At 64.6% G+C, this 26,375-nt stretch carries 27 protein-coding genes; 8 read left to right on the top strand and 19 right to left on the bottom strand.

Annotated elements, in window-relative coordinates; all coding sequences use genetic code 11:
* The first annotated feature begins 3 nt into the window (after positions 1–3).
* Complete coding sequence (locus E2484_RS23250) at positions 4–867, top strand: HpcH/HpaI aldolase/citrate lyase family protein (protein ID WP_137287581.1); 864 nt, start codon at positions 4–6, stop codon at positions 865–867.
* Between the two features lie 23 nt (positions 868–890).
* Here the strand turns inward: E2484_RS23250 and gdhB are convergent, their stop codons facing one another.
* On the bottom strand, positions 891–2,192 hold the full coding sequence (gdhB, locus tag E2484_RS23245) for a glutamate dehydrogenase GdhB (RefSeq protein WP_137287580.1): 1,302 nt from the start codon (positions 2,190–2,192) through the stop codon (positions 891–893).
* 304 nt (positions 2,193–2,496) lie between these two features.
* Here gdhB and E2484_RS23240 point away from each other — a divergent pair, with 304 nt between their 5' ends.
* Both E2484_RS23240 and E2484_RS23235 read left to right on the top strand, forming a co-directional pair.
* Positions 2,497–3,753, top strand: a complete 1,257-nt coding sequence (locus E2484_RS23240) for a Glu/Leu/Phe/Val family dehydrogenase (protein WP_137287579.1) — start codon at positions 2,497–2,499, stop codon at positions 3,751–3,753.
* Positions 3,754–3,954: 201 nt separating this feature from the next.
* The gene (locus tag E2484_RS23235; RefSeq protein WP_137287578.1) at positions 3,955–4,542 is read left to right on the top strand and encodes an archaellin/type IV pilin N-terminal domain-containing protein; all 588 of its coding nucleotides are present in this window, start codon (positions 3,955–3,957) and stop codon (positions 4,540–4,542) included.
* A 162-nt stretch (positions 4,543–4,704) separates the two neighbouring features.
* Here the strand turns inward: E2484_RS23235 and E2484_RS23230 are convergent, their stop codons facing one another.
* Positions 4,705–5,847 (bottom strand): acyl-CoA dehydrogenase family protein, encoded by a 1,143-nt coding sequence (locus E2484_RS23230; RefSeq protein ID WP_137287577.1) that lies wholly within the window; start codon positions 5,845–5,847, stop codon positions 4,705–4,707.
* Positions 5,848–6,016: 169 nt separating this feature from the next.
* Here E2484_RS23230 and E2484_RS23225 point away from each other — a divergent pair, with 169 nt between their 5' ends.
* Both E2484_RS23225 and E2484_RS23220 read left to right on the top strand, forming a co-directional pair.
* Positions 6,017–6,826 carry an RIO1 family regulatory kinase/ATPase domain-containing protein gene (locus tag E2484_RS23225; protein ID WP_137287576.1) on the top strand — a complete coding sequence of 270 codons (810 nt, stop codon included), beginning with the start codon at positions 6,017–6,019 and terminating at the stop codon, positions 6,824–6,826.
* A gap of 129 nt (positions 6,827–6,955) precedes the next feature.
* Positions 6,956–8,494, top strand: coding sequence for an aldehyde dehydrogenase family protein (locus E2484_RS23220; protein ID WP_137287575.1), 1,539 nt, complete (start codon positions 6,956–6,958; stop codon positions 8,492–8,494).
* A 463-nt stretch (positions 8,495–8,957) separates the two neighbouring features.
* Here E2484_RS23220 and E2484_RS23215 read toward each other — a convergent pair whose 3' ends face one another.
* The 6 genes from E2484_RS23215 to E2484_RS23190 all read right to left on the bottom strand — a co-directional run bounded on the left by E2484_RS23215 (position 8,958) and on the right by E2484_RS23190 (position 12,276).
* On the bottom strand, positions 8,958–9,461 hold the full coding sequence (locus tag E2484_RS23215) for a DUF7344 domain-containing protein (protein ID WP_137287574.1): 504 nt from the start codon (positions 9,459–9,461) through the stop codon (positions 8,958–8,960).
* A gap of 295 nt (positions 9,462–9,756) precedes the next feature.
* Positions 9,757–10,350, bottom strand: a complete 594-nt coding sequence (locus E2484_RS23210; RefSeq protein WP_137287573.1) for a twin-arginine translocation signal domain-containing protein — start codon at positions 10,348–10,350, stop codon at positions 9,757–9,759.
* A gap of 99 nt (positions 10,351–10,449) precedes the next feature.
* Complete coding sequence (locus E2484_RS23205) at positions 10,450–11,253, bottom strand: nitrilase-related carbon-nitrogen hydrolase (protein ID WP_137287572.1); 804 nt, start codon at positions 11,251–11,253, stop codon at positions 10,450–10,452.
* The gene (locus E2484_RS23200; protein ID WP_137287571.1) at positions 11,250–11,672 is read right to left on the bottom strand and encodes a CoxG family protein; all 423 of its coding nucleotides are present in this window, start codon (positions 11,670–11,672) and stop codon (positions 11,250–11,252) included. Before E2484_RS23200 ends, E2484_RS23205 begins: the two co-directional genes overlap by 4 nt.
* A gap of 88 nt (positions 11,673–11,760) precedes the next feature.
* Positions 11,761–11,985: a DUF7123 family protein gene (locus tag E2484_RS23195; RefSeq protein WP_137287570.1), complete on the bottom strand. Its 225-nt coding sequence runs from the start codon at positions 11,983–11,985 to the stop codon at positions 11,761–11,763.
* A gap of 105 nt (positions 11,986–12,090) precedes the next feature.
* Positions 12,091–12,276, bottom strand: coding sequence for a DUF7525 family protein (locus tag E2484_RS23190; RefSeq protein WP_137287569.1), 186 nt, complete (start codon positions 12,274–12,276; stop codon positions 12,091–12,093).
* 90 nt (positions 12,277–12,366) lie between these two features.
* Here E2484_RS23190 and E2484_RS23185 point away from each other — a divergent pair, with 90 nt between their 5' ends.
* On the top strand, positions 12,367–13,566 hold the full coding sequence (locus E2484_RS23185) for an LEA/WHy family protein (protein WP_137287568.1): 1,200 nt from the start codon (positions 12,367–12,369) through the stop codon (positions 13,564–13,566).
* 319 nt (positions 13,567–13,885) lie between these two features.
* Positions 13,886–14,287, top strand: coding sequence for a DUF7528 family protein (locus E2484_RS23180; RefSeq protein ID WP_137287624.1), 402 nt, complete (start codon positions 13,886–13,888; stop codon positions 14,285–14,287).
* Positions 14,288–14,503: 216 nt separating this feature from the next.
* On the opposite strand, the gene E2484_RS23175 is transcribed toward E2484_RS23180, so the two are convergent.
* From E2484_RS23175 to E2484_RS23145, 7 genes are all read right to left on the bottom strand, one after another.
* Entirely contained in the window at positions 14,504–15,532 is a 1,029-nt protein-coding gene (locus E2484_RS23175) for a PhoU domain-containing protein (RefSeq protein ID WP_137287567.1), read from the bottom strand.
* 57 nt (positions 15,533–15,589) lie between these two features.
* Positions 15,590–16,714, bottom strand: a complete 1,125-nt coding sequence (locus tag E2484_RS23170) for an ATP-NAD kinase family protein (RefSeq protein ID WP_137287566.1) — start codon at positions 16,712–16,714, stop codon at positions 15,590–15,592.
* Between the two features lie 93 nt (positions 16,715–16,807).
* A complete protein-coding gene (locus E2484_RS23165) occupies positions 16,808–17,506 on the bottom strand; it encodes a hypothetical protein (RefSeq protein WP_321113026.1) in 699 nt (232 codons plus the stop codon).
* Positions 17,507–17,998: 492 nt separating this feature from the next.
* Positions 17,999–18,688: a competence/damage-inducible protein A gene (locus E2484_RS23160; RefSeq protein ID WP_137287565.1), complete on the bottom strand. Its 690-nt coding sequence runs from the start codon at positions 18,686–18,688 to the stop codon at positions 17,999–18,001.
* 37 nt (positions 18,689–18,725) lie between these two features.
* On the bottom strand, positions 18,726–19,496 hold the full coding sequence (locus E2484_RS23155) for a DUF5803 family protein (protein WP_137287564.1): 771 nt from the start codon (positions 19,494–19,496) through the stop codon (positions 18,726–18,728).
* Positions 19,497–19,503: 7 nt separating this feature from the next.
* Positions 19,504–20,178, bottom strand: a complete 675-nt coding sequence (locus E2484_RS23150; protein WP_137287563.1) for a DUF2110 family protein — start codon at positions 20,176–20,178, stop codon at positions 19,504–19,506.
* Positions 20,179–20,715: a transcription factor gene (locus E2484_RS23145; protein WP_137287562.1), complete on the bottom strand. Its 537-nt coding sequence runs from the start codon at positions 20,713–20,715 to the stop codon at positions 20,179–20,181.
* Positions 20,716–20,855: 140 nt separating this feature from the next.
* Here E2484_RS23145 and E2484_RS23140 point away from each other — a divergent pair, with 140 nt between their 5' ends.
* Positions 20,856–22,196 (top strand): bifunctional metallophosphatase/5'-nucleotidase, encoded by a 1,341-nt coding sequence (locus E2484_RS23140; RefSeq protein ID WP_137287561.1) that lies wholly within the window; start codon positions 20,856–20,858, stop codon positions 22,194–22,196.
* A gap of 507 nt (positions 22,197–22,703) precedes the next feature.
* Here E2484_RS23140 and E2484_RS23135 read toward each other — a convergent pair.
* From E2484_RS23135 to E2484_RS23120, 4 genes are all read right to left on the bottom strand, one after another.
* Positions 22,704–23,252 carry a tRNA (cytidine(56)-2'-O)-methyltransferase gene (locus E2484_RS23135; RefSeq protein ID WP_137287560.1) on the bottom strand — a complete coding sequence of 183 codons (549 nt, stop codon included), beginning with the start codon at positions 23,250–23,252 and terminating at the stop codon, positions 22,704–22,706.
* A gap of 359 nt (positions 23,253–23,611) precedes the next feature.
* Complete coding sequence (locus tag E2484_RS23130; RefSeq protein WP_137287559.1) at positions 23,612–24,418, bottom strand: arylamine N-acetyltransferase family protein; 807 nt, start codon at positions 24,416–24,418, stop codon at positions 23,612–23,614.
* Positions 24,419–24,511: 93 nt separating this feature from the next.
* Entirely contained in the window at positions 24,512–24,844 is a 333-nt protein-coding gene (locus E2484_RS23125) for a BsuPI-related putative proteinase inhibitor (protein ID WP_137287558.1), read from the bottom strand.
* Positions 24,845–25,068: 224 nt separating this feature from the next.
* Complete coding sequence (locus tag E2484_RS23120) at positions 25,069–26,217, bottom strand: S8 family peptidase (RefSeq protein ID WP_321113022.1); 1,149 nt, start codon at positions 26,215–26,217, stop codon at positions 25,069–25,071.
* Positions 26,218–26,375 lie beyond the last annotated feature (158 nt).

Genomic DNA, 26,375 nt, shown 5'->3' with positions numbered 1-26,375 from the left:
CACATGCCACGACGAAGCGTGCTGTTCACGCCGGGCGACCGCCCGGAGATGATGCGCAAAGCGCCGACTGCCGGGGCCGACGTAATCGTCTTCGACCTGGAGGACGCGGTCGCTCCCCGGCGCAAGGAGGAGGCGCGCGAGGCGGTCCGGGCGGTCCTCGCCGACCCCGACTTCTCGCCGGACTGCGAGGTCTGCGTCCGGGTGAACCCCACGGGCATCGCCGCTGACGACGACCTCCGAGGCGTCCTCGGCGACAGCGGCGACGCAGTAGCGACCCTCGACGCCGTGATGGCCCCGAAGACCGAAGACCCAGACGACGCAGAGACGCTGGCCGATTTGCTCGCCGAGCGAGACGCCGACGTGCCGATTCTCGCGCTGGTCGAGACGGCCGCCGGGATTCTGACCGCCGAGGAGATTGCGACGGTTCCCGAAGTGGACGCCCTCGTCTTCGGCGCGGAAGACCTCGCGGCCGACCTCGGTGCGACCCGGACCGACGAGGGAACCGAAGTCCTCCACGCGCGCGAGCAGGTCGTCCTCGCGGCCACCGCCGCCGACGTCGACGCCATCGACACGGTGTACACCGATATCGAGGACGTCGAGGGTCTGGCCGAGGAGACCGAGTTCGCCGTCCAGTTGGGCTACGACGGCAAGATGGCGATTCACCCCGCGCAGGTCGCCCCGATCAACGAGTCGTTCACGCCCGCCCCCGAGCGCGTCGAGTGGGCCGAGCGCGTGCTGGAAGCGAAGGAGGAGGCCGACGCCGAGGGTCGCGGCGTCTTCCGCGTGGACGGCGAGATGATAGACGCACCCCTGATTGCACAGGCCGAGCGCGTGGTGGCGTACGCCGAGGCGGCCGACGAGAAGTAGACGAAAACGCGCGATTCAGGACCTCAGGGCCAGAGACCGCGGGTCGTCTTGGCCTCGGCGATGCGCGAGAGGGCGACGACGTAGGCGGCGTCGCGCCAACTCACGTCCCGCGCTTCGACTTCGGTTCGCACGTCGTTCCACGCCGAGAGCATGTGCTTTTCGAGTTCGTCGTTGACGCGTTCGAGCGACCACTGGCGGCGGTTGATGTCCTGCAACCACTCGAAGTACGACACGGTGACCCCGCCCGCGTTGGCGAGGATGTCCGGGATGACCTCGACGCCTCGCTCTTCGAGGATGGCGTCGGCGGCGAAGGTGGTCGGGCCGTTCGCGCCCTCGACCACGACGTCGGCCTGCACGTCGTTGGCGTTGTCCGCGGTGATGACGTTCCCGATGGCGGCCGGAACCAACACGTCTACGTCGAGTTCGAGAATCTTCTCGTTCGAGAGTTTCTCGGGGGCGTCGTGGTTCATGACGGCCTCGGGTTGCTCCTCGTGGGAGGGGACCGCGTGGGTGTCGAGTCCGTCGGGGTCGTAGATGGCCCCGTTCACGTCGCTGACGGCGACCACGTTCGCGCCCCAGTCGTCGAGCAGTCGGGCGGCGTTCGCGCCGACGCTCCCGAACCCCTGGACGGCGACCGTGGTGTCTTCGAGGTCGTAGTCGTAGTAGTCGGCGGCTTCGCGGGCGACGATGGCGACCGAGCGACCCGGCGCTTCCTGGCGACCCTCGCTTCCACCGACGACAGGGGGCTTGCCGGTGACGACGCCGGGGATGGTCTCGCCCTCCTGCATCGAGTAGGCGTCCATGAACCACGCCATCGTCTGGGCGTCGGTCCCCATGTCCGGCGCGGGGATGTCCTTCTTCGGCCCGACGAACTTCCGGAGTTCCTCGGCGAATCGTCGGGTCAGGCGCTCTTTCTCGTCTTCGCTCAGGTCTTTCGGGTCCACGACGATGCCGCCTTTCCCGCCGCCGAACGGGAGGTCCATGACCGCGCACTTCCACGTCATCCACATCGAGAGACCGACGCACTCCTGTTCGCTCACGTGGGGATGAAAGCGCAGACCGCCCTTGTAGGGGCCGCGCACGTCGTCGTGCTGAGACCGATACCCCGTGAACACCTCGACCGACCCGTCGTCGCGTTCGAGTGGCACCGCGACGCGATGTACCGTCGTCGGGTGCTTGAGGCGCTCGATGACGCCGTCGTCCACGTCGAGATGGGCCGCGGCGTGTTCGAGTTGTCGCCGGGCCGTTTCGAGCGCGGACTCCGGTTCTTCGATCTCTTCGTCGTTACCCGGCTGTTCCGTAGTTTCGACAGTTCCTGAAGGCATGGTGTGGTCGTCACGTCGTCTGTTCGACTCGCACGTCCTGTTGGACCGGTCGAGTCCTCCCAGTCTGAGGCGAGTCGTCGAGACGACGCATCGTAGGCGTAGATTCCCGTAGGCGAATAAAATATTAATGCTATGGTGTTGTCTTAGGACCTTATATACACACTTACACCGTCACTGGGATTGGGAAGTGGTTAGTTCAATCGCCCTCCCGCGTCCGGACGATGCCCCGAACGCCTGTTCCAGTTCCGGAAACTGTATGAATGGCTATCGTGAACTTATAACGCGACGCCAGAATTTACCACCCATGTCCGAGCAAGCAAATCCCTTCGAGAGCCTACAGGAACAGATAGACGACGCCACGGAGTACATGAGCGTCTCCGGTGACGTGGTCGAGCGACTCAAACACCCCGAGCGCGTACTGGAGACGAACCTCTCGGTCGAGATGGACGACGGCGACGTCGAGGTGTTCAAGGCGTTCCGGTCGGAGTTCAACGGTGACCGAGGCCCGTACAAGGGCGGTATCCGCTACCACCCGGGCGTCTCCCGCGACGAGGTGAAGGCGCTCTCCGGATGGATGGTCTACAAGTGCGCGGTCGTGGACATCCCCTACGGCGGCGGCAAGGGTGGCATCATCATCGACCCGGACGAGTACAGCGAGAGCGAACTCGAACGCATCACCCGGTCGTTCGCCAAGGAACTGCGCCCGTTCATCGGCGTGGACAAGGACATCCCCGCCCCGGACGTGAACACCGGCCAGCGCGAGATGAACTGGATCAAGGACACTTACGAGACGCTGGAGAACACGACCGAACCCGGCGTCATCACCGGCAAGTCTCCCGACAGCGGCGGGAGCGCGGGCCGCGTCGAGGCGACCGGTCGCTCGACCATGCTCACCGCCCGCGAGGCGTTCGACTACCTAGACCGGGACATCGAGGGTGCGAGCGTCGCCGTACAGGGCTACGGCAACGCCGGTTGGATCGCGGCCAAACTCATCGACGAACTCGGCGCGAACGTGGTCGCCGTCTCGGACTCCAGCGGTGCTATCCACAACGAAGCAGGTTTCGACCCCGTGGACGTGAAGAGCCACAAGAACGAGACCGGAAGCGTCGCGGGCTACCACGGCGCGGACGAGGAGTTCTCCAACGACGACCTGCTCACGCTCGACGTGGACTTGCTCGTACCCGCGGCGCTCGAAAACGCCATCGACGGCGACCTCGCCAAAGAGGTGCAGGCCGACGTCATCGTGGAGGCCGCGAACGGACCGCTCACGCCGGACGCCGACGACGTACTGCGTGACGCGGACACCTACGTCTTCCCGGACATCCTCGCCAACGCGGGCGGGGTCACCGTCTCGTACTTCGAGTGGGTCCAGAACCGCCAGCGGTTCCACTGGACCGAGGAGAAGGTCAACGAGGAACTCGAACGCATCATCACCGACGCCTTCGACAATCTGGTCGAGACCTACGAGGAGACGGACGCGCCGAACATGCGCACGGCCGCCTACGTGGTCGCTATCCAGCGAGTCGTGGACGCCTACCAAGAGAGCGGCAACTGGCCCTGACGCGACGTCCGGGCCGTGGGCACGTCCGGACCCGTTTTCTTCCGAGGTAACGCACTTTACGGATATTTTATAGTCGTTCGGAGAAAAGGCGTGAGGGCGGCCCTGAAGCATCTTATCCGGCGTTCCGTTCCATTTTTATTCGTGATAATGTAATCGGGGATTTATGTGCTACGTCCGAGAACGGTTCTCCAGAAGAGAATCATGTTCGACATCGAAGACGGGCGGGTCGACCGGGCACAGGTCGGCATCGGCACCCTCATCGTGTTCATCGCGATGGTGCTGGTCGCCGCCATCACGGCGGGCGTCCTGATCAACACCGCGGGCTTCCTCCAGACCAAGTCCGAGCAGACCGGAGAGGAGTCGACCGCGCAAGTAACGAACCGCGTACACGTCGTCAGTACGGTCGGAACAGTCGGTAACGACGACTCGATTCACGACGTGAACCTGACCGTGATGAAGAGTTCGGGTTCCGGAGACGTGAACCTCTCGACTGCGACGGTCGAGTGGCTCGGTCCCGACGGTGCCGCGATTCTGACGAAGGGGCACGAGGCGAACGCTACCAACTACAGCGTGTCACCCATCAAGGACGTCGACGATACGTCGCCGGTCCTCGTACATCAGGGCGACCGGTTCCGGTTCACGATCGACGCCAAGGCCCTGACGGAGAACTCTCACGGTCTCAAGGAGAGCGAGGAGTTCACCATCAAAATCGTCACGTCGGCGGGCGCAGTGACCTATCACCACAGCGTCCCGCAGACGCTGACCAATCAGGACGCCGTCCAGTTGTAGGCCGCGACGTCTCTCCCGACGTTTTGTTCTCCCGCTTTACGTCTGTCCGACCGGCGGCGTGGGACGACGCTCGAAACGCTTCTACGTTTCTTTGGGAATCGAGAAGGTTGCTCGAAGAGCGAACTAGTTCGTCGCCGAGGGCTCTTCGTGTCTACCCGGGAATCAAAGTCCGAGTTCGCGCCCGATGACGAGATGCTGAATCTCGCTGGTTCCCTCGCCGATTTCCATCAGTTTCGCGTCGCGGAAGAACCGCTGGGGTGCGAAGTCCTCGGTGTACCCGTAGCCGCCGAGGGTCTGTACGGCCTCCTCGGAGACCTCGCGGGCGGCCTCGCTGGCGTCGAGTTTGGCGAGGGCGCTCTCGTGGCTCACCGACTCGCCCTGGTCGTACTTCCAGGCCGCCTTGTGGGTCAGCAGGCGGGCGCGCTCTATCTTCCGGTCCATCGCAACCACCTTGTTCCGGATGGCGTCGAACTTCGAGATGGGTTGGCCGAACTGCTCGCGCTCTTTGCTGTACTCCTTGGCGGCCTCGTACGCGCCCTGTGCGAGACCGGTCGAGAGCGCCGCGATGGAGATGCGGCCGCCGTCGAGCGTCTTCTTGGTCTGGTCCCAGCCGTCGCCCTCCTCGCCGAGCAGGCGGTCCTCGGGGAGGCGCACGTCCGTGAGCTTGATTTCGCAGGTCGGCGAGGCGTTCAGGCCCATCTTGTCCCAGACGGTCGTGACCTCGAAGCCGTCGTCCTCCTCGGGGTCCACGATGAACGTCGAGATGCCGTCGTAGCCCGCGCCGGGGTCAGTGACGGCCTTGACGAGGACCGACCCGGCGACGTTGGCGTTGGTGATGAACTGCTTAGTTCCGTTCAGGACCCACTCGTCGCCCTCTTTTTCCGCCATCGTGTCCATGTCGCTGGCGTCCGACCCGCTACCGGGTTCGGTCAGCGCCCACGACCCGAGGTACTCGCCCTCCGCGAGGGGCCGAAGCCAGCGTTCCTTCTGCTCGTCGGTGCCGAACAGTTCGATGGGCTTGGAGGCCAGCGAGACGTGAGCCGCGTAGGAGAGACCGATAGAGCCAGAGACCCGGCCGAGTTCCTCGGTAACCAGCGCGTACATCAACTGGTCGCCGCCGAGTCCGCCGTACTCTTCGCCGACGGGCACGCCCATCATGTCGAGGTCGGCGAGCTGGTCGAAGATTTCCTCCGGGAATCGGTGCTCGTCCTCGATGTCCTGAGCGATGGGCTCGATCTCCTCGTCGCAGAACTCTCGGACGGTGTCCCGAATCATCCGATGCTCGTCGGGAAGGCTGAAATCCATACGCAAATTTTGCGCGAGTGGTAGTATAAAGTCTCCGCAACCGGATTCGACCGGTCCGTCGGCCGTCGAAACGCGGTCAACGAAATCGGTTGTCGTCCCGAAGCGCGAATCGCCGCACGACCCGACCGGGCAAGTGGCTTTTTGAGTGCCGGACGCTTAGTCGGCGCTGATGAGCATCCGTCGGCTGGTACGTGGCACTATCGAGTGGGAGCGACTCGAAGCGGTGTTCGAGCAGATGGCTCGACGCTACGACCAGTCGGAACTCCGAGTCGAATTTCTGGACGCGGACAACTGGCTCTCGACGCCCGCCGTCGTGAACGACCAGTGGTTCGTCAAAATCGTGACCGGCCAGAACTCGCTGGTTCACGCCCTCTTCACCGGAGCGCGCAACCTCGGAGCCTTCTCGTCGGGCACCGAGGGGTTTTTCGAACACTTCGCCGACCCGATGGAGATGTGCGAACACGAACTGGAGGCGACCCGCCGGATGCGCGAAATCGGCCTGAACGTCCCCGCTCCGGTCGAGGCGTTCGAGGTGGACGGCATGGGCGTCCTCGTGATGGAGTACCTGCCGGAGTTCCGGATTCTGGACGACCTGACCGCCGACGAAGTCGAACGCTTCGCTCCCGACGTGTTCGCGGCGCTGTCGGTGATGCACGACAACCAACTCGCCCACGGTGACCTCAGAGGCGAGAACGTCCTGGTACAGGACGACGAGGTGTTCTTCATCGACGCGACCAGCGTCCGGGAAGACGCCATCGAGGAGGCCCGGTCGTACGACCTCGCGTGCGCGCTCGCGGCGCTCGAACCGCGCATCGGCGCGAGAACCGCGGTCACGGCCGCGGCCGAACACTACTCGACCGATCAACTGCTGGGTGCCCGCGAGTTTCTGGACTTCGTGAACATCCGGCCCGACCACGACTTCGACGCCGTGAGCGTCAAGGGCGAAATCGAGAAACTGGCCGACTCGAACGGAGAGTGACGCCGCGCAGACGCGTCGTTGGTCGCTGGATTCCCGGCGCGTTCGGGCGTGACGGGCGCCCGAGGTTTCGGGCGAGTGACCCGAATTGGGAGACTTTTTATCCGTGCCCGTTCCAATTTTTGCCAGAGTATGAGCCAGCAAGCCAGCGAGCAGACCTACGAGCACTACATCGGCGGTGAGTGGACGGAAGGGCACGGCGACGAGACGTTCGAGAGCGTCGACCCGTCGAACCAGGAGGTCCTCGGGGAGTTCCACCGCGGGACCGAAGAGGACGTACACGCCGCACTCGCGGCAGCGAAGGAGGCAGAGGACGAGTGGGCCAGCCTCTCGTACATCGACCGCGCGGAGTACCTCTGGGACGTCTACCACGAACTCCGCGAGCGCACCGACGAACTCGGCGAAATCGTGACCAAGGAGTGCGGCAAGGAGATTTCGGAGGGGAAGGCCGACGTGGTCGAGGCCGCGCACATGGTCGAGTGGGCCGCGGGCAACGCCCGCCACCCGCACGGCGACGTGGTTCCGAGCGAAATCGGGAGCAAGGACGCCTACATGCGGCGCAAGCCCCGCGGGGTCGTCGGCTGTATCACGCCGTGGAACTTCCCGGTCGCCATCCCGTTCTGGCACATGGCGCTCGCGCTGGTCGAGGGCAACACCGTCGTCTGGAAGCCCGCCGAGCAGACGCCGTGGTGCGGCCAGATCATCGCCGAGATGCTCGAAGACGCGGGCGTCCCCGAGGGCGTCTTCAACATGGTGCAGGGCTTCGGCGACGCCGGGAACGCTATCGTAGAGGACGACCGCGTGGACACCGTGCTGTTCACCGGTAGCAGCGAAGTCGGTCACAAAATCGCGGGCAAGGTCGGCGGCGAACCCGGTAAACTCGCGGCCTGCGAGATGGGCGGCAAGAACGGCATCGTCATCACGGAAGAGGCCGACCTCGACATCGCGGTCCACTCGGCCATCATGTCCTCGTTCAAGACGACGGGCCAGCGCTGCGTCTCCAGCGAGCGCCTCATCGTCCACGAGGACGTGTACGACGAGTTCAAGGAGCGCTACGTCGAACTCGCCGAGAACGTCTCGGTCGGCGACCCCCTCGACGAGGACACCTTCATGGGTCCGATGGTCAACGAGGAGCAGGTCGAGAAGTTCGGCAAGTACAACGACCTCGCCCGCAAGGAGGGGGCGAACGTCCTCGTGGACCGCGAGGAACTCGACGACGAGGAGATTCCCGAGGGCCACGAGGACGGCTACTGGGTCGGCCCGTTCGTCTACGAAGTCGATTACGACGAGGACCTCCGGTGCATCAAGGAGGAGGTCTTCGGTCCCCACGTCGCGCTCATCGAGTACTCGGGCGACATGGACCGCGCGATGGAGATTCACAACGACACGCCATACGGACTCGCCGGGGCGGTCATCTCCGAGGACTACCGCCAGATCAACCAGTTCCGCGACGAGGCGGAACTCGGACTCGCCTACGCCAACCTCCCGTGCATCGGCGCGGAGGTCCAACTGCCGTTCGGCGGCGTCAAGAAGTCGGGCAACGGCTACCCGAGCGCCCGCGAGGCCATCGAGGCCGTCACCGAGCGCACGGCGTGGACGATGAACAACTCGAAGGACATCGAGATGGCGCAGGGCCTTAGCGCCGACATCAAGACCGAGAGTGACGACTGAGCTGTGAGGCCCTCGTGGCCGAACACACTCGGTCTCACTCTCGTAGAATCCGACGACTGAACTCCGGGACTCCCACGTGGAGTCGAGGACATTGGTCTCGGATTCGTAGAGCGACGACCGAACCGCGCGAATTTCACTTTTTCACCCCGGCGCGTGCTGGCGCGACTTCGAACGACGAAGGCGCGCCTACTCCGTGTGAGGGCCGAGGACTGCAGGCGGTTGGAGAGGTGTGAACCCCGTGGACGCGGTGCGGTTCTGTACGGATGCGGTACGCCGTGGCTCACGGAGTAGCTAGCTCTCTCGACGCTTTCGACGGTGAATCAGCGGACACCGCGACGTTCTCGACACAGATACGGAGTGCTGACAACCAGCTCGCCGTGCCTATTTCGGAAATACAAATATTGCTAAGGAAAACGGATACCTGGTAAAGGAGAGCAGAAAAGAGTGAGAGATAAGGGTGAACTTAGTTCCCGAGGCGCAACAGCTTCGGCCCCTCGACGGCCATCACGAACGAGACGCTGAGCATCATGAACACCACCGTAAGCAGGCCGTAGAGGTCCCTCGTCCCGAGGTGGGTCGCAGGGGCCGTGCCGAGCCAGTTGCCCGCGATGGCGGCGCTTCCGACGACGGCGGTCCAGAGGAAGTAGCGACTCCACTGGTAGGAGGAACCGCTGTGTGATTCCTCCACGTCGAGGAACCGGTGGAGTCGCTCCGTGTCGCCGGTCAATCGGACTCGACGGTCGTCGGCGTCGTACGCCACGATGTCGTGTTCGCTCAGACGTGGGATGTGAGTCTGGTAGAGCGAGGAGTAGACTTGCTTTCGTTGGCGCGAGGAGAGGTCGGTAACGGCGACGTCGTTCTCCCACGCCGCGATGCGTGCGCTCAGGTCGGTCAGAGTGATCTCGCGCTCCTCCAGGAGGTGACGGAGGACTCGGCGACGGCGCGAGTTGCCGAGTAGGTCGAACATCACCTCCCTCGAGGGGTCGGTCTCCCCACCCGCGTTCGGAGCGGGAGAGCCAGTCGTCGCTTCAGCCATTTGTTTGTTAATGTATACACTATTCCGATACGTAATTAATATTGGGGTTTTTACTCTTGTGGCCGTCTGACGCGAGTCAGACGGGGAGAATCGGATCGTACAGACTTCCGTCATTTCGACCACCGATCTGCTGTCGAGCGATTGGAAACTATCACCGAGCACCGAGTAACCGACAGCAGTCACGGAACGACCGAAAGAGGTCACCGGACGACTGCGGAACGGCGACTCACCCGGAGACCTCGTTCGGGAGTTCGTGGACGCGGAGTCGGACGTACTCGTCGACGCAGTTCTCCCCTCCCGTCGACCGATACCCTTCGTCGGTCGGTAGCCGACCTGCCGAGGCGGGCGCGAAGATTCGCGTCGCAACTATCGCACCGACGTTGCCGCGGAGGGTGTCCGGAAGGTCCACCTCGCCGCCGAGGACGTCGCGGAGGCGCTCGATAGCCTCGTCGTCGCCGAACAACTGGAACGCCTCGGTCGCGTCGACCAACACCCCGTCGTACGCGTTCGTCCCCCGTCCGAACTGGTCTTCCACCTGCGCTTCGGCCGTGTCGAAGCACCCGTTGAACCGGTTCTCGTCGGCCTGTCCCCTGAACTCCGTCACGAAGAGGAACGTATTCACGAAGTCCGACCCGATAATCCCGCGGTCCGGAACGACGAAGTCGTAGTACTGCACGCCGGATTCCTCTTGCGCTCGGACTCCGGACGCCCCTCGAACGCCGACGCCGAATCCGACCCCCGCGGACGCGACGGCGCTTCGCTTGATGAACGTCCGGCGGTCCGTCGAATCGTCGCTCTCGAAGTGTTCTCGTCTCGTCATTCTCTCCCCTCCGTCTCGGGATAGCCGACCCACGCGAAAAACGATTTTCGTCGGCAGAACGAAGGGACCGGAATCCACACGAAGCGGTTCGGCGAGACGCTACGTCCGCCGGTCGTACCACGCCGGGAACTCCTCGCGGACCGCCTCGACTCGGTTCAGATCCACGTCGGTCACGACGAGGGCCGGGTCGTCGCCCGTACTCGCCAGCGTCGTCCCCCACGGGTCGTACACCGTCGAGCGACCGAGGAGTTCGGCGTCGTCGTACGCTCCCGACCCGTTTATGGTGGCGACGAACAACTGGTTCTCGACCGCGCGAGCGCGCGGCAGGAGTTTCCAGTGTTCGACGCGGGGGTACGGCCACGCGCTCGGGACCAAAATCAGGTCCGCGCCCTCGGCCGCGATTCCGCGGTAGAGTTCCGGAAATCGGAGGTCGTAGCAGGTCGTCATCCCGACGGTTGCGCCCTCGAACTCGGCGATTCCGAGCGTCTCGCCGGGGACGAGCATCTGGGCTTCCGCCGACTCGTAGCCGAAGAGGTGGTGCTTTCTGTAGACCGCGAGCCGGTTCCCGTCGCGGTCGAACAAGACGGAGGTGTTGGCGAGTCCCTCGTCCGCCGGAGTCTCGACGCTCTCGGTCTCGGCGAGGTCCTCGACGATGCTCCCCGCGAGTACGCCCACGTCGTGCTCGCGCGCGGCGTCCGCGATGCGGGTGAGCGTGGGGCCTTCGACGGGTTCGGCCTCGCGCTGATAGCTGTCGAACGCGAAGTAGCCGACGTTGAAAATCTCCGGGAGCGCCACGAGGTCCGCGCCGCGGTCGGCGGCCTCGGCGATGGCCGCCTCGGCGCGCTCTCGGTTGGTCTCGACCGCACTGGCTTCGACGTCGAGTTGGGCGAGTGCTAGTCTCACGCCGTGGCCTCCTCTCTGAGCGCGGTTTCGAGGTTGTCGAGTTCCTGGTCGAGATTCTTCTTGAAGTAGCGTTCGACGCCCGGAACCCGCCCCTCGACGGTGAACCGATTGACGAGCCGAGACCCGTCTTCGGTTTCCTGAACCTCGTGTTCGCCCGTCACCCGGAGCGCGGACGACCGACCGACGAACTTCACGTATCGAGGCGGGTCACGCTCTACGTCCTCGGTCTCGACGGGAACCGTCGTGTCGAGAAACGGAATCGGAAGCGTGATGTGCCAGATAGAGGTGTTCTCGCCCGTCTGCTCGTAGTCGGCGACGACGCTGATGACGCTCGCCCGCTTCTCCGGGTCCGCGATGAAATTCCACACGTTCTCCGGCGGGACCGCGAGATCGAAGGTTCGCTCCACCCGGACAGTCATACCGGCGTTTCGGGCCGGGATGTCAAAAACCCGCCGGACCTCCCGCCGGTTACACAGTGGTCGTTCGCCCGTCCCCCTGCCCGTCGAGTTATCCCGGCGTGACCTTCCACGTCGTGGAACGCGCACGCCCCCACTTCTCGATGTCCACTTCCTCACTCTTTTCCGCGAGTTCCGGAAGTCTGACACCGACCTGCTTCGAAGAGAGGCCGAGTTGCTCGGCGATGTTCTTCGAGCGGAAGTAACGCTCACCCTTAGAGACGCTCTCGCGGAGATATGCGAGGATGCGCCGTTCCTCGTCGGTGTAATCAGTCATCCTCAACAGTTGTTAGGGCGTTGTGACCCTTAACGATTTCCCGCGAGAAATCGCTCACTTCGCAGACCTGTCTCGGGTCGGTGACGACCCGGACGGTTCGGGGGACTACCAGTAGAGGTGAACGGCGGCGACGGCGAGTACGCCAGCGGTCACGGCGGCGGCGAAGCCCCACGCCGCGAGTTCGGTGCCCGGCGCGACGAACATCGCCACCGTCGCTCCGGCCGCAAGCAGCGTGAACAGCGTAGTGAGTCCGATACCCTTGTCGCTCGCGACAGTCTCGTGTTCGGCCATGAGTAGCGGTTCTGTCGGCCGGGCCTTAGTTCATTCTACTCGTCGGTCGGTGTCGGTGGGTTTTACGGGGTGGAGTGTGGCCCACGGAGTATGAGCGGGACGCTAAAGACGGTGTTACTGGGGAGTAAGCTCCGAGTATCGTTCACGCTGATACTTACGCTGGGCGTCGTCGTCGCGGGCGGACTCTCGCTGGGCGTCCTCGGCGCGCCGAGCGTCGCCGGCGTCCAGAACAGTTTCGGCAACGTCTCCGAGGAGACGACCGAGGTTCGGACCGACCTCGTGGTCCGGAACCCGAACCCCGTCGGCGTCAGTCTCGGCGGCGTGGCGGTGTCCTACGACGTGACGATGAACGACGTGGCGATGGCCAACGGAACCAAAGACGGCGTCTCCGTCGGCACCGGAAACAGCACGGTCGGGTTCAGCACCCAGATGGACAACGACCGAATTCCGGCGTGGTGGTCCAGCCACGTCCGAAACGGCGAGCAGACCGAGCTCCGGGTAGACGCCTCGGTTCGCTCGGGAACGCTCGGTCGGACCGTCGAAGCCCCACCGGTGAAGCGCCAGATTTCGACCGACGTCATCTCGCAGTTCAACTCCTCCGAGAGTCGCCCCATCGACGCCGATCAGCCGTTCGTCTCGGACCCCGTCGCGTACGTCAACGAGACCAGCGCGCAGTGGGGCGAGGTGACGAAGTCCGAGACGCCCATCGACATGCGCTTCGAGGTGTACAACGCCAAGACGCTCCCGATGGCCGTCACGGAAATCGGTTACACCATCACGATGAACGACCACACGGTCGGGAACGGTACGAGCGAGGACTCCCACGTCATCGAGGGTCACACCTCCGAGACCATCGAGACGAAGACTGCCATCCGGAACGAGAAACTCGACGAGTGGTGGGTCTCACACCTCGAAAACGACCAAGTGACGCGACTCCGCATCGACTTCTACGCCAAGATGGAACTCGGCGGCGAGACGTTCCGGGTCCCGCTTGACGAGATGACCTACACGAGAACCATCGAGACCGACATCTTCGGGACGAAAGGCGAGTCCGACGACGCAGGCGACGCCGACGGGACGACTTCCGGCGACGACTCGGCGACGACCTCCGGAAGCGACACCGCGACCACTTCCGGCGGGAGCGACACCCAGACCTCCGGCGACGACACTGCGACCACGCCGAACGAGACGACGACCGACTCCGACGAGAGCGAGACCTCGTCCTCCGGCGGCGAGACGACGACCACCGACGACGGTCTCCTCGAACTCTCGGACTCCGAAATTCGGTGACGCGGTGACTGAATCCTTCGGAAGCGCGCTAGCCGACCGGTCCACCGTGGGCGAACGAGGTCATCACTGCGCTCCCGACTCCTTCGGTGCGTAGAGTAACTCGAACGAAAATACGTGAACTAAGGATGCCACTTCTCGAAGAAAGGTGCAGAAATTCGTAGTCGTCGGTAGAACTTTATACTCAGCGCCGGGAGATAGAAACACATGACACGGAGTGTAGACGCTCCTGATCGAGTTCTTCTCGGGCGATGAGACAGCCGTTTCGGTGCAGAGAGACGGGGAATCGATAGTTCTGGCGGTCGACGGCCGCGACTACGAACTGAGCAGAGACGAAGCCACCGACCTGCAGGAGGCGGTCGGCGACGCCCTGACCCAACGCCGGGAGTTCTTCCGGACCGCGGGCGTCCACCGCGAGGACGGCACCTACGAGGTCGCCCGCCGAGGTGCGGACTCGTCGGGCAACTCGAAGGTGTTCGAGAGCTTCGAAGTCCTGCGCCGGATGTTCGACCGTCTGCCCGGGGAGTTCACGGCCGACGACGTCGGCCGGACGGGTATCACGGGGTCGCGCCGCCACATGCTGGTGCGCCACTTCGCCGAGCATCCTGCCTTCGACTGCGGAATCACGCGCCGGAACCCCCTGACCGCCGAGAAGACGAACGAGGAACAGTCCTGCGAAGAACCCGTCGCTGGCGACGAGAGCGAGGTGGCCAGCGCGGACTGAGCGTTCGCGTTCCGAACCTCGACGCTCTCGTCGCGTCGCGCGGCTGAGCCAATTCTGTACAGTTTCTTCGAACGGATATAGGGTTGTTTAAGAAATAATATTGTTTCTCAAGAGATTAGAGAACAACCTCTAACAGAGGAGAGTACTGTAGAATTCCGGAACACTGCTCGACCGTGGCGGGCCGACTCCCGAGATGCGGCGTCTCGGGAGGGCGATTCAGTTGATGGTCGTGTGTTCGCTCTCCTCGTTCAACGCGAGGTTCGCCGCGATTTCGGCGTTTCGCATGGCGTACTGGGCGGTCTGCTGGAGGCTGACCAGCACCTCGCGGACCGCCAGTAGCGAGTCGTTGTCCATCTCGGGCAGGTCCGACAGAATCTCGCTCTCGCGGTCGCCGATCTCATGGAACAGCGCCCGGACTTCGAGGGTCTTGTCGTAGTCGCGCTCGACCGCGGATTGGACCGCCTTCGCGGTGATTTCGTCCACTTGGTCGGTGAACTCCCGAATTCGGCGCATAGTCTGACTGTCCACGTCGAGGGTGTGGCCCTCGGCGTCGAGCGCGATTTCCGCGATGTCCTCGGCGTTGTCCGCGGTGAGTTCGAGGTTCTTGGCGATGGACCGGTAGCCGATGAGCGGGAACCCGCTGTCGAGGTCCACCGCACGCGCGAGCGTCGGGTTCTGATAGGCCGTGAAGATGAGGCGCAGGAGCAGAACGAATATCTTGTTGGCCTGTCGCTCCCGATTCAGCGCGCGCTGAGCGAGGTCCGGGTTGCCGTGCGCGAGTGCCTTGACCGCCTCGCCGCGCATGGTCGACCCGGTGTTCTCGAGTCGTTCGAGCAAGTTGTCGAGGTTGAAGTCCTCGGGGTCCACCGAACACCGGATGGCGATGCTGTTGGGCGTCTCCTCGACCACGCCGAGTCCCATCAGTTGGGTCTCGGCCTTGTACACCGCGTTGATGTGGGCGCTCTCCAGGGTTTCCTCGCTCTCGACGTGGATGACCCGTCGCCCGAGGACGTACTGGGCGACGATGGCTCGTTCGACGGCATCGGCGTCCAGATTCTCGGCGTGGATGACCGCCTCCGACTCCTCGGTGTGTGCCGACTCCGGCAGCACCGTCAGCGTTCCCTTGCCGCCCATCCGAAGCGACACCTCGTCACCCTTCTCGACGTTGTTCTCCGACGCCCACTCCGCTGGCAGGGTCATCGCCAGCGTCGAGGGTCCCAACCGCTGAACCTTTCGCGTTTCCATGTGGAGACCCTCGGCACCCTAAGACCTTAAACTTCACTAGTAGACAATTATTGTTCCTTAAACGACCTTCATCATCCGACGCTCGAACCGGCCGACTCGGACCTTCCGCCACCCGCGCAGGGAGTCGTCCACCTCGTCGTCGCCGGTATCGACCCGGAGGACGCCGATTCCGTCGAGTTTCGGCTTCGACGCGACCACTTCGACCTCGGACCTGCGAATCACGTCGGGGGAAATCTGGTCGTTGCCACGGCCGAAGACGAACCCCTGTCCGCCGATGGGAGACACCACGACGACGTTTTTGTCGCCGAGATTCGCCAGAATCTCGTCGGCGGTGACGTCCTCGACCAGCACTTCGCCGTCCCGCCAGAGGTCGACCCCGAGCGGCGACCCCTCGTGGCCGAGTTCCGACTGAATCGCGCCGACGGTGCTTCCCGGACCGAGAACGTAGGTCGTGGCCTCGCTCGACCGGATTTCGTCGGCCACTCCGGCCGCCAGACTCTCGACGGTTCCTCCGCCGACCTGCTTGCTCGACTGGAGGTCATCGGCGACCGGCACCTCGGCGAGTGCCTTCAGTTCGGCCCGGACCTCGCCCTCCCGGTAGGCCTCCTCGTCGATGTCGTTGACTTCGCGGGTCTCGGTCCGGTCGAATGCCGCGGCGACTCGGCCCGCGGCCTCGGGCGTGACGGCGAACACCGCCGAATACACCTTCACCCCCGCGGGAACGCCCAGGATTGGAATCTCGGCCCCTCGTTCGTCCAGCGTCTCGGCCACGTCCACCGCGGTCCCGTCGCCGCCGACGAACAGGACGAGGTCTACCCCTTCGGCGGCGAACCGCCGGACCGCCTCGCGGGTGTCCTCGGCGGTCGTTCGGACGGCCACTGCGTTCGTCTCGGCAGTCGTGGCTTCGTCGGCCGTGGCTTCGTCGCTCGCAGGACCGCCGACCACGTTCGGGTCGAACCCCGCCTCCCGGGCCTCGCGCTCGCCCATCTCGCCGCCGTAGGTCAGAATCTCGGCGTCCGGGTTGCGCTCCGCCAGCGCGCGCAGGGCCGCCACTGCTCGGTCGGGCGCGCGCGCCTCCGCGCCGCGCTCGCGTGCCTCCTCGACCTTCCCGTCGGTGCCTTTCAGGCCTACTCGGCCACCCATTCCGGCGATGGGATTGACGACGACGCCGATGGTTCGCATGGACGTGGCTACGTGAGTCGGGCGCAAAAACGGTCCGATGCGACGCTCCGCCGGGACGAAAAAGAGTGCTGCCGACGCAGTGGCAGGGGCTATTCAGTAGGACTGCGTGCCCTGAAACTGTCCGCCTTGTGGCTGTTGGAACGACTGGCCCTGCGGTTGCTGGCCCTGCGGTTGCTGGCCCATCGACTGTTGACCCATCGGCTGCTGGCCCTGCGCGCCCTGAACCTGCTCGCGGATGCCCATCGTCGGACTCTGCTGGCCGCCGCTGATGGAGTCGAGCAACCTGTTCGTCGAGTCGAGGGCCTGCTGGACCGCCTGGTACGTCTCCTGGACGTGTGGCTGTTGGTACTGCTGTAGAATCGGCAGTCCCTGCTGGGCCACCTTCAGGAACGCTTCGGCGACCTCCGGTCCGTTGATAGAGTCGCGTGCGATGAGTTTCTCGTTCAGCGACGCGAGGTCGGAGAGGTCCTCACAGAGTCGAGCGCACTCGGCCATCTGCGGACCGCTCTCGATGCACTTGTCGGCGCACCACTCTGCGATTTCGACCACGCGGTCGAAGGATTCGAGCGCCTCGTTGAGTTCGTTGGTCATCTCCGCCTCGAACTGCTGGCCGACGCGCTCGTGGGTCATCCGGTGGCTCTGACCGGCCTGTTGACCACCCATCTGCTGGCCACCCATCTGCTGGCCTGTCTGACCCGTTTGCATCGGCTGCTGGCCCATCTGTTGCTGGCCCGTCTGACCGTACGTCTGCTGTCCCATACTCCCCGTCGGCTGTTGATACTGTTCTGACATTATTTCTCACCCCCACGTGGGCGTCGTTCTCCAGTTCGAGGATGACGCCCCTCGTGGGCAAGCGAGGATTCGACGGAAATACAGATAAACCGGTCCGACCGTTACTGATTGTTTAACCGGACAACGGTGTATTTCCGGACTTTCGGCGTCGAAAAAACCGGTTTTTGCGGAGAAAGAAACGTCAAGTTACGCCGAGGTTTCCGAACCGTTCGCCGCGTCAACGACGGGTTTCCCCCGACGAAATCGGGACTCCCCGACGGGGTTGACAAGCGTTAAGGGAACTCACCCGGAATCGTCGGTCATGTTCGTACTCGCAGAATCGGCGACCGTTCCGGCTAACGCCGCAGGTATCGTCACTGGCGTTCTTGGAATCCTGATCACGGCCGCGTGGCTGGCGTACCTCTACCGATAGCTCCAGTCACCCCGGGTCGAAAAACCGGAGCGACGACGTCGCGCGTACGGTCTCCGGACCTCGGCCGCGTTACAGATCAGTCACTCGTTCGGTTCGACGCGCTCGCGGAGCCACGCCGCCGCGCGTTCGAGTTCGTCCTCGTCTGTACTCTGTAACTTGATTCGGACGTGGTCGCCGGGGTAGCTTCCGATGGTCACGTCGAATCGGTCGCGTAGCTCTGCCATTCGTTCGACGAGCGCGCTCTCGGGTTCGTCGGCCTCGACGGTCCGGACGTGGCGGTACTCGCCCGAGAACTCGTCGGCGACCGACTCGAACATCGCTTCCATCTCGTCGGGGACGCCCGGCAGGACGTAGATGCCCTCGATGACGCACCCCGGAGCCACGCCCGCTGGATTCGGGAGCATCCGCGACCCCTTCGGGAGGTGGGTCGTCCCGTCCACGAGGTCGGCGTGTTCGTAGTCGGTGTGGTCGGTAATCCACGCCACGGCCTCGTCGTGTTCTTCGACCGGGACGCCGACCGCGGCCGCGACCGCCTCCATCGTCAGGTCGTCGTGGGTCGGCCCGAGACCGCCGGTGACGAGGACGGCGTCGTACTCGGCCCGCAACTCGTTGATGACGCGGGCGATGTCGGCCACTCGGTCGGGGACGACCACGACGCGTTCGACGCTCGCGCCGCGGTCGGCGAGGCGTTCGCCCAGCCACGCGGCGTTGGTGTTCACGGTGTCGCCCGCCAGCAGTTCGTCGCCGACGGTGACGAGGGCTACCTGCATGGAATCCGGTAGGGGTTCCGCAGATAAAAAGAGGACGCTACCCCATCCCCGGCGGCGGGCCTTGGTCGAACTCGTCGTCGCTGGTGTCGACGTTCAGGCCCATCTCCTCGCGCTCGCGTTCGAGTTGCCGAATCTGGAGGCGGAAGTAGGCTAACCCGAGCAGCGCGAGCAGAATACCGGCGGCGATGATTCCCGTGAAGATGGTGAGGTCGCGCGCGAGGTAGTAGCGTACGACGACGTTGTCCGCCGTCACCTCGGCCCAACTGAGGTGGACCCGACCGTCGATTTGTGACCTGTCGTCGGCGTTCGGCCGGACCTGACTCAGAATCGGTGTCCCGACCCGCATCCCCGCCGGGAGGATGACCTCGTACGAGCCTTCGACGTACGTCGGCGTGCTGAACGACTTGCCGCGGTGCGGTGCGGTGTAGGCGAGTTTCCCGTCCTCGGCGGGGAGCAGGAAGACCGTCCGGGAGTCTTTCTTCTGAACGCGCTCCTGTCCGAGGGTGACGACCGTCCCGTTCGGGTACTGGAACCTGACCGTGCCGACTTCGACGGGGGTCTTCTCGCCGAGCGACTCGCGCTCGAAGATGCTGAGTTCAGACCGGTTCTCGAAGTCGTACACCGCCTGATACTCGCCGCCGGTGATGTTGAGCGTCACCGCGGCGGAGTTGTTCCACTCGTAGGTCGCGTTGCCGTCGCCTTCGAGACGCTTCTCGCTTATCTGGTCGCCGCCGAAGATACCCGCGCATCCGGCGCTGAGGGCGAGGAGCGCGACCGACGCGAACGCGAGTAGGAGTCGCCGATTCATGCTGTGGTTACGGAATTACGCACCGAATTTCCGCTGGCAGGTAGTCGCCGATAGCCGCGAGCAGGCCCGGCGGGTCGGTTTCGTCCTTGCAGACGATGCTCTGCTCTAGGAGACCGAGACGCTCTACCGTCACGATGTCGCGGGCGTGGCCCGCGCGGTTGACCGTCGCGCGCACCTCGCCGCGGGTCGCGCTGTTGACGTTGACGCGGCCCGCGCCGCGAGTCCAGTCGTAGAGACGGTCGCGCTCGGCGTCGGCGAGACGGTGGCTCTCGCCGTCTTCGGCGAAGACGAACCGGAGCGGCATGTGCTGGACGAGTCCGAACCGCTCGACGATTTGGACCGGCGTCCCCTGTCCGAGACCGAGTTCGCTCGCGGGGACGCGAACCTCCTCGCCCGCGTCGAGGACGAAGCCGTCCTCGTCCCACGCTTCGAGCGTGCCGACGTAGGTCTCGCCTGCCTCGAAGTCGGGGGTGATTTCGCCGAACTCCTCGCGCAGGATGTTGCGCGCGACGACCTCGTCGTCTCCTTCGATGGTGACGACTGCGAACTCGTCGCGGCGTACGCCCACGGTGTACTCCACGTCCAAATCTTCGATTTCGTTGCCGACGAGCGACCGGAGCGCGTCGAGCGAGCGTTCGCGGGCGTCGCCCTGCACGTACACCTTCGTTGCGAGTACGACCATCTATGCCTCGGCCTCTTCGAGTTGCTCGACGTTGAGTTCGCCGCGGAGGTCCTCGATTCGCTGTTCCATCGCGTCGATGAGCCGACTGTTCTCCATGGATTCGAGCGGCGACCCGCACTCGGGGCACTCGAAGCCGAAGTCCATCGCCTCGCCGAACTCGAATCGAATCGAGCAGACTTCACACAAATAGAACTCGTGCTGGTACTCGTACTCCTGACGCTGTTCGAGTGCGTCGAGCAGGCGGTACATCTCTTCTTCGAGGTTGTCCGGTATGTTCTCGTACTGGAACGTCCAGAGGTACGTCAGCCATCCCGAGTCCTCGTCGCGCAGGCGGCGGTACGTAGCGAGGTCGTTCTCGTAGAGGATGAACAGTGCGCGCCGAACGTCGTTGAGTTCGAGGTCCAACTCCTCGGCGAGTTCCTCGTCGGTCACTTCCCCGTCTGGCGGGGCCGCGGCGACCGGCATTCCCTTCGGACCGACCAGTTCGTGAAGATATTTCTGAATTACTGGGTCCTCCAGTAAGTCCTCAAAAGCCATTATCGTGTACTGGGGCGTTGGAGCGTTTAAAACCATCGGAGAGGCCCCTCCGTTTCGGGGACACAGATTTCGAATCGGGCGAGCAGTGAGAAAACTCCGAACGTCACTATTACTTGCCCGACCCGCGACAGTTCGGATAGATGACGCTCCGCGTCCTCCACTACTCGGACATCGAGAACGCGTACGACGACCCCGAACGCGTGGGTCGCCTCGCCGGAACCATCGAGGCGCTTCGGGACGACCGTACCGTCGTCGTCGGGACGGGCGACGACACCGCGCCGGGCGTCCTCGCGCTCAGGACCGACGGCCGGCAGGCGCTGGACTTCTTCCGCGCGGTGGACCCCGACTTCGAGACGTTCGGCAACCACGACTTCGACTTCGGGACGGAGTCGCTCCGAGAGATCGTTCGAGAATCTCCACAACGCTGGCTCAGCGCGAACGTCTACGACGAGGACGGCACCGACCAGTTCTCCGACGCCTCTCCCACGGGGGTCGTCGAGCGGGGTGGCGAGCGCGTGGGTTTCGTCGGCGTGACCGACCCACGGACGCCCGACATCGCGGCCGGCGCGACCGAACTCACCGCGACCGACCCGGTAGCGGAGGTACGGCAGGTACTTCCGCCGCTCCGGGATCGAGCGGACCACGTCGTCGTCCTCGCTCACCTCCGGGACGAGACCGAACGCGCCATCGCCGAGTTCGACGGGGTGGACGCCATCCTCGGCGGCCACGTCCACAGCGAGCGCCGCGACCGGTCCGACGGAACCCTGCTCCTGCGGCCGGGTGCGAACGGCCGGGTCGTCTGGGAGGTCGAACTGGGCGACAGAGCGACTGCGACCCGCCACGAAGTCGCTGACGGTCGGCGCGACGAGGCGGTCGCCGAGGCGCTCCGGGACCGGATGGACGCCACGGGACTGACCGAAGTAGTCGGCACCGTCACGGAACCGATGCCCCGCGAGCGCGACCGGCGCTACGGCGGGGAGTGCCGCGTCGCCAACCTCGTCACCGACGCTTACCGGTGGGCGACCGGCGCGGACGTGGGATACACCCAGACGGGCGGCCTCCGCGACGGCGACCCGCTGGCGGGCGAGGTGACGGTGGCCGACCTCGTCGGCGTCTCCCCGTTCGGCGGGCGACTCCAGACCGCCGTCGTCTCTGGCGAGCAACTCCGGGAACTGGTCGAGGCCGTCTTCCTGCCCGACGACGAGGAGGGCCGAATCTGGTGGGGTCACTTCTCCGGCCTCGAAATCGACTACGACCCCGACGAGGGGTGCGTCCGCGAGGTCCGGTTCGACGGCGACCCCGTTGACCCCGAGACGGAGTACTCGGTCGCCACGAACGCCTACGTCGTCGAGTTCGGCTCCGAACCGATTTCGCCGACGGACGTGACCGAGTCGTTCGGCGTTCAGTACGACGCCATCGTGGATTACGCCCGCGAGGAGGGACTCGACGTGCGCCTCGACGGTCGGATTCGGAGCGCATAGCGGTCGCTTGGAGAAACGAACACCTACGTTTAAGACGTATTTATATTTCTCTTAGTAATTCAAAGATATATCTTTACGTACCGATAGCACTCGGCGAACCACCCGAACTCGGCGCACGCTGGGTCTCGAACCGCGAGACTGCGCTAACCGTGTGAGGTCGTCTAGTGCGAAGTCTCGCTGAGCGAAGCGAGGCTCGGAAGACGCGGTTCGTCTTCCGGTGCGACCGACTGTTCGGAGGACGCGGGTCGTCCTCTGGTGGACGACTGAGCGACCGGAGAGAGCGAAGGAGGTGGAGGAAGTTGAGGAGGTCCGAGGCTTTCGCTCGGCGACGCACTATACGGGGATGCGCTCGACCAACTAACTGCCGAGGCGGCCCCTACTATCTGTTCTCGGTGGTGATTCTACTACAAACTCCATCTCGTAGTGAGCGCAGGGCTTTCGAGGATGAAAGGCGGAGTTCCGTCTCCCCCCGAGCGTCGCAGTCGTTACTCTACGTCGCCCCGGTCGCTACTCCTCGTCGGCGGGAACGACCTTCTTCCCGGTCGCTTTCGGCACGACGGTCTGGTCGGCGTCCTCCCACTCGCGGTCCAGTTCGCGCCCTTCGAACAGTCGGTCGAGGAACACCGCCAGTCCCGCGACCTCCGAGTGGGGTTGGTTCGTCACGCCGACGTTCCAGTCGGCGGCCTCGTACACGTCGAACGAGACCTTCTGGGACCCGACGACGGCGAGGATGGGGTTCCCGGCTTCCGCGTGGGACTCCCGAATCTCGTCCTCCACGTCCTGCACGCGCTCGCCGTACATCGTCAGGTGGACGATTCGACCGTCCCAGTTCCGAATGACGGCCTTCGGACTCTCGGTCAGTTCCACCTCGAAGGGACCGCCGAAGCGGTCGGTGATGTCCTCGACCGTACCCTGTGACTTGCTCGCGTCGCCGCCCAGAATCGCGCGGTCGGCGCCCAGCGCCCGCGCGGTCAGGCCGACGTGGGTCGTCATTCGCTCGTCGCGGCCCGGCCGATGGCCCAATCGGAGGACCGCCACCTCGGGTTCGCCTTGCATGGCAGAATGTCGGTGGTCGGCGGGTTAGGGGGTTTCGGAACGAGGCAGACGACGCGCCGAGTCCACGAGTGGGTTTCGTGTAGCTAGCTACTCCGTGAGCCACGAAATCTCGTCTTAGTCTGTCGGTTTGAGCAAATCGTCGGAGCTAGCTGCTCCTTGAGCCAAGGAGTTTCCGCAACCGCACCGCTCCGCCCCGCGACCGCGGGCCACACGCCTCCCCAACCTCGGCGGCCGCATCCGCGGCCGCCGTCCCTCGCGCGGTTGGCGCGGCGCTCGTGAGCGCCGCGCCAGCGCGCGCCGAGAGTCGTCTGCCAGAGCTGAGAGAGAATACGTCTCTCAGCGCCGAGGAGAGGGGAGAATCACGCCGGGCCGTACTCGACGCCGAACTCCGATTCGAGCAGGTCGTACCACTCCTCCACATCGACTTCGCGCTCGTGTCGGTCGCCGCGCTCCGAGCGACTGAACGTCTCGGGCGAGAGCTTCAGGTGCCCGCGCTCGGACGCAATCGAGACGGTCGGGTCGCCCGTGAACGACGACTCGGGGGCGGTAGCGAGGTGGTCGCAGGTCGCCTCGAAGTAACTGAGCTTCCGCGGCGTGGCGTCGAAGACGTAGCGGTCGGCCCACTCGTCGTCGCCGGGACTCCGACACTGGGTCAGATAGGCCGCGTCCGGTCGGTCGCTCTCGACCACGCGCCACTCGACGCCCGCAGTGTCGGCCCGGACGCTCCCATCGAGCGGGAGCGGTCGTCGCATCGTCGGAATCCCACAGCCGACGTCAACGACGTACGGCCGGTCGAGCGACACGAGGTGGGCGTGGTGGTTCGCGGGCGGCCGGGGGTCGCCGTCGTCGCTCAACATCTGCGCGGCGATGCGGTCGGCGTCGAAGCCGAGTTCCGCCAACAACCACCCGAAGAGCCCGTTCAACTCGAAGCAGAAACCCCCTCGCTCGCGCTCGACGACCTTCTCGTAGAGGTGAGGCAGGGTCAGGGTCACGCCCTCGCCGTCCCGAGAGCCGAAGGGGTCGCCCGTCACGGCGAGCGTCTCGAACGGTACCGCGGTGACGTGGGCGCGCTGGAGCGATTCGAGCGTTTCGAGGCCCGGCGGTTCGACTGCCGACGGGTCCAGACCGATGCGCGCGAGGTAGGCTTCGGGGTCGGTAGCGGCCATCGTCGTCTCTCCGGTAGTCGTTCGGGAAGGGACGACTTCAAAACTCGCTGAAACTCGGTTTGGTAGAATTTCAGACAGGTTCGCCCGGGGAATCTACACCGAGAAGTCGGCCCGGGCCTCCGCGTCGTCGTCGGTCGTGTTCAGGGTAGCGACGACCGTGTAGTCGCCGGGCGAGGGGTCGTCCCACTCGCCGGGGAAGGTCTCGCCGTCGCCCGCGTCGATGGTCTCGTTCTGGATCATCTGGGCGAACATCTGGCCCTCGCTGGCCCGCCAGACCTCCTCGCCGTCTTCGAGGACGGCGAAGTCGGCGGTCTGGGCGCTTCGGAACGTCAGTTCGGCGGGGTCGTTGCCGACGTTCTCGACGACGTACTCGAACACGACGCGGTCGGCTTCGACCGTGGCGGTGACAGAACTCCGTAGCGTCATAATTTCTACTGCGAGACCGAGCGCTGAAAACTTTTCGTGAGTCCAGTCGTCGCTCGAATCCGGCCCCGTCTCTGCGGCCGCGACGAGCGTGACGCCTCGGCTGTCGGCAGACTCGACGGCGTCCCTGACCGCGTTGGACGTGCTACCACCGAGCGAAGCGACCCGACGTGCCAGTTCGAATCCGAGTGTCGAAAGGAGGAGTTCGCTTCGGGGGAGTCGACGAGTTACGTATCGTCGCTGGAGTCGTAGCCGAGCGCCGCGGCGGCGTCGAGCAGACCCGAGCCGGACTCGTTGCTGGCCAGACCGATGTCCTCGGCCGTGGACTTCAGCTGGCTGCGAGTATCGCTGTTGGTGTAACCGTCGGCCATCAGCTGGCCGCCCGCGCCCGCAACGTGCGGACAGGCCATCGAGGTGCCCGAGTAGGTGTCGTAGCCGCCGTTGGCGACCGACGAGTAGATGTCGGTACCGGGCGCGGCGATCTCGACTTCCGGACCCTGCGAGGAGAAGTCCGAGAGGCTGTCGTCGCTCGCCGTCGAACTGACCGCCATCACTTCGCTGTAGGCGGCGGGGTAGCCCACACAGTCGGTACACGGTCCGTCGTTACCAGCGGCCGCCACCAGGAACACGCCGTTGTCGGTGGCGTACTGGACCGCGTCCTTGAGCGCCGAGGATCCCGAATCGCCACCGAGCGACATGGAACCGACGTCCCAGCCCTGGTCGGCGACGTACTCGATGCCCGCCGCGATGTCCGAGTACGAGCCGCTACCACACTTGTCGAGGACTTTCACGGCGTGGAGCGTGATGTCCGGTCCGACGCCGATGACGCCCTCGCTGTTGTCGTCGCCGGCCGCGATACCGGCGCAGTGGGTGCCGTGATTGTTGTCGTCGGTCCACGCGTAGTTACACGTGTTGTCCGCCGGCTTCGCACCGAAGCGACAGCCACCGGACGTGTCGCAGGAGACGAAGGCCTTGCCCTTGCCGAGGTGGTCGGTCAGGTCGGGATGGTCGTCGTCGATTCCCGTGTCGATGATGGCCACGTCGGCACCGGAGCCGAGTTCGCCGTTGGCGTGGAGTACGTCGGAGTCGACGCGGTCCTGGCCCCACGGCAGGGTCTCGGCGAGCGCCTCCATCGTCCCGTTCTCCTCGACGTAGCGCACGTTCGGGTTGCTTTCGAGCGCCGAGACGGACTTCTTCACCGCACGGATGGTCACGATGTCCAGCGAGTTGAAGTCACGGACGACTTCGTCGGCCGCACTTAGCGCCTTCTGGCGGCCACGCTCGGACTCGAAGCCGACGTTGACCTCCACCGTGTCACCGGGCTTCGCTGCTGCGAGGCCGCTGGCAGCCGCGGTCGCCACGGATGCACCGGCCATCTTGAGAACGTTTCGCCTCGAAGTACCATTGTCGTTACCTAGCATGGCATGTGAAAATAGCGCGTAGATAGATAATAAGTTTTTCTCAATAACGTCAATAAATTAATCTAGATGAAGGGATTGCTCCGCATGTTGGTTATAAATATTTGCTCTATCGA

Origin of the sequence: Halorussus salinisoli (assembly GCA_005239435.1) — an archaeon.
In the GTDB taxonomy this organism is placed as follows: Archaea; Halobacteriota; Halobacteria; order Halobacteriales; family Haladaptataceae; genus Halorussus; species Halorussus salinisoli.
This window is presented reverse-complemented; position numbering and strand designations above follow the sequence as displayed.

What these genes read in the sequence shown, in the direction of transcription:
- E2484_RS23250 (WP_137287581.1), top strand. Translation starts at nt 4, where the DNA reads ATGCCACGACGAAGCGTGCTGTTCACGCCGGGCGACCGCCCGGAGATG.
- gdhB (WP_137287580.1), bottom strand. Translation starts at nt 2,192, where the DNA reads ATGCCTTCAGGAACTGTCGAAACTACGGAACAGCCGGGTAACGACGAA.
- E2484_RS23240 (WP_137287579.1), top strand. Translation starts at nt 2,497, where the DNA reads ATGTCCGAGCAAGCAAATCCCTTCGAGAGCCTACAGGAACAGATAGAC.
- E2484_RS23235 (WP_137287578.1), top strand. Translation starts at nt 3,955, where the DNA reads ATGTTCGACATCGAAGACGGGCGGGTCGACCGGGCACAGGTCGGCATC.
- E2484_RS23230 (WP_137287577.1), bottom strand. Translation starts at nt 5,847, where the DNA reads ATGGATTTCAGCCTTCCCGACGAGCATCGGATGATTCGGGACACCGTC.
- E2484_RS23225 (WP_137287576.1), top strand. Translation starts at nt 6,017, where the DNA reads ATGAGCATCCGTCGGCTGGTACGTGGCACTATCGAGTGGGAGCGACTC.
- E2484_RS23220 (WP_137287575.1), top strand. Translation starts at nt 6,956, where the DNA reads ATGAGCCAGCAAGCCAGCGAGCAGACCTACGAGCACTACATCGGCGGT.
- E2484_RS23215 (WP_137287574.1), bottom strand. Translation starts at nt 9,461, where the DNA reads ATGTTCGACCTACTCGGCAACTCGCGCCGTCGCCGAGTCCTCCGTCAC.
- E2484_RS23210 (WP_137287573.1), bottom strand. Translation starts at nt 10,350, where the DNA reads ATGACGAGACGAGAACACTTCGAGAGCGACGATTCGACGGACCGCCGG.
- E2484_RS23200 (WP_137287571.1), bottom strand. Translation starts at nt 11,672, where the DNA reads ATGACTGTCCGGGTGGAGCGAACCTTCGATCTCGCGGTCCCGCCGGAG.
- E2484_RS23195 (WP_137287570.1), bottom strand. Translation starts at nt 11,985, where the DNA reads ATGACTGATTACACCGACGAGGAACGGCGCATCCTCGCATATCTCCGC.
- E2484_RS23190 (WP_137287569.1), bottom strand. Translation starts at nt 12,276, where the DNA reads ATGGCCGAACACGAGACTGTCGCGAGCGACAAGGGTATCGGACTCACT.
- E2484_RS23185 (WP_137287568.1), top strand. Translation starts at nt 12,367, where the DNA reads ATGAGCGGGACGCTAAAGACGGTGTTACTGGGGAGTAAGCTCCGAGTA.
- E2484_RS23175 (WP_137287567.1), bottom strand. Translation starts at nt 15,532, where the DNA reads ATGGAAACGCGAAAGGTTCAGCGGTTGGGACCCTCGACGCTGGCGATG.
- E2484_RS23170 (WP_137287566.1), bottom strand. Translation starts at nt 16,714, where the DNA reads ATGCGAACCATCGGCGTCGTCGTCAATCCCATCGCCGGAATGGGTGGC.
- E2484_RS23165 (WP_321113026.1), bottom strand. Translation starts at nt 17,506, where the DNA reads ATGTCAGAACAGTATCAACAGCCGACGGGGAGTATGGGACAGCAGACG.
- E2484_RS23160 (WP_137287565.1), bottom strand. Translation starts at nt 18,688, where the DNA reads ATGCAGGTAGCCCTCGTCACCGTCGGCGACGAACTGCTGGCGGGCGAC.
- E2484_RS23155 (WP_137287564.1), bottom strand. Translation starts at nt 19,496, where the DNA reads ATGAATCGGCGACTCCTACTCGCGTTCGCGTCGGTCGCGCTCCTCGCC.
- E2484_RS23150 (WP_137287563.1), bottom strand. Translation starts at nt 20,178, where the DNA reads ATGGTCGTACTCGCAACGAAGGTGTACGTGCAGGGCGACGCCCGCGAA.
- E2484_RS23145 (WP_137287562.1), bottom strand. Translation starts at nt 20,715, where the DNA reads ATGGCTTTTGAGGACTTACTGGAGGACCCAGTAATTCAGAAATATCTT.
- E2484_RS23140 (WP_137287561.1), top strand. Translation starts at nt 20,856, where the DNA reads ATGACGCTCCGCGTCCTCCACTACTCGGACATCGAGAACGCGTACGAC.
- E2484_RS23135 (WP_137287560.1), bottom strand. Translation starts at nt 23,252, where the DNA reads ATGCAAGGCGAACCCGAGGTGGCGGTCCTCCGATTGGGCCATCGGCCG.
- E2484_RS23130 (WP_137287559.1), bottom strand. Translation starts at nt 24,418, where the DNA reads ATGGCCGCTACCGACCCCGAAGCCTACCTCGCGCGCATCGGTCTGGAC.
- E2484_RS23125 (WP_137287558.1), bottom strand. Translation starts at nt 24,844, where the DNA reads ATGACGCTACGGAGTTCTGTCACCGCCACGGTCGAAGCCGACCGCGTC.
- E2484_RS23120 (WP_321113022.1), bottom strand. Translation starts at nt 26,217, where the DNA reads ATGGCCGGTGCATCCGTGGCGACCGCGGCTGCCAGCGGCCTCGCAGCA.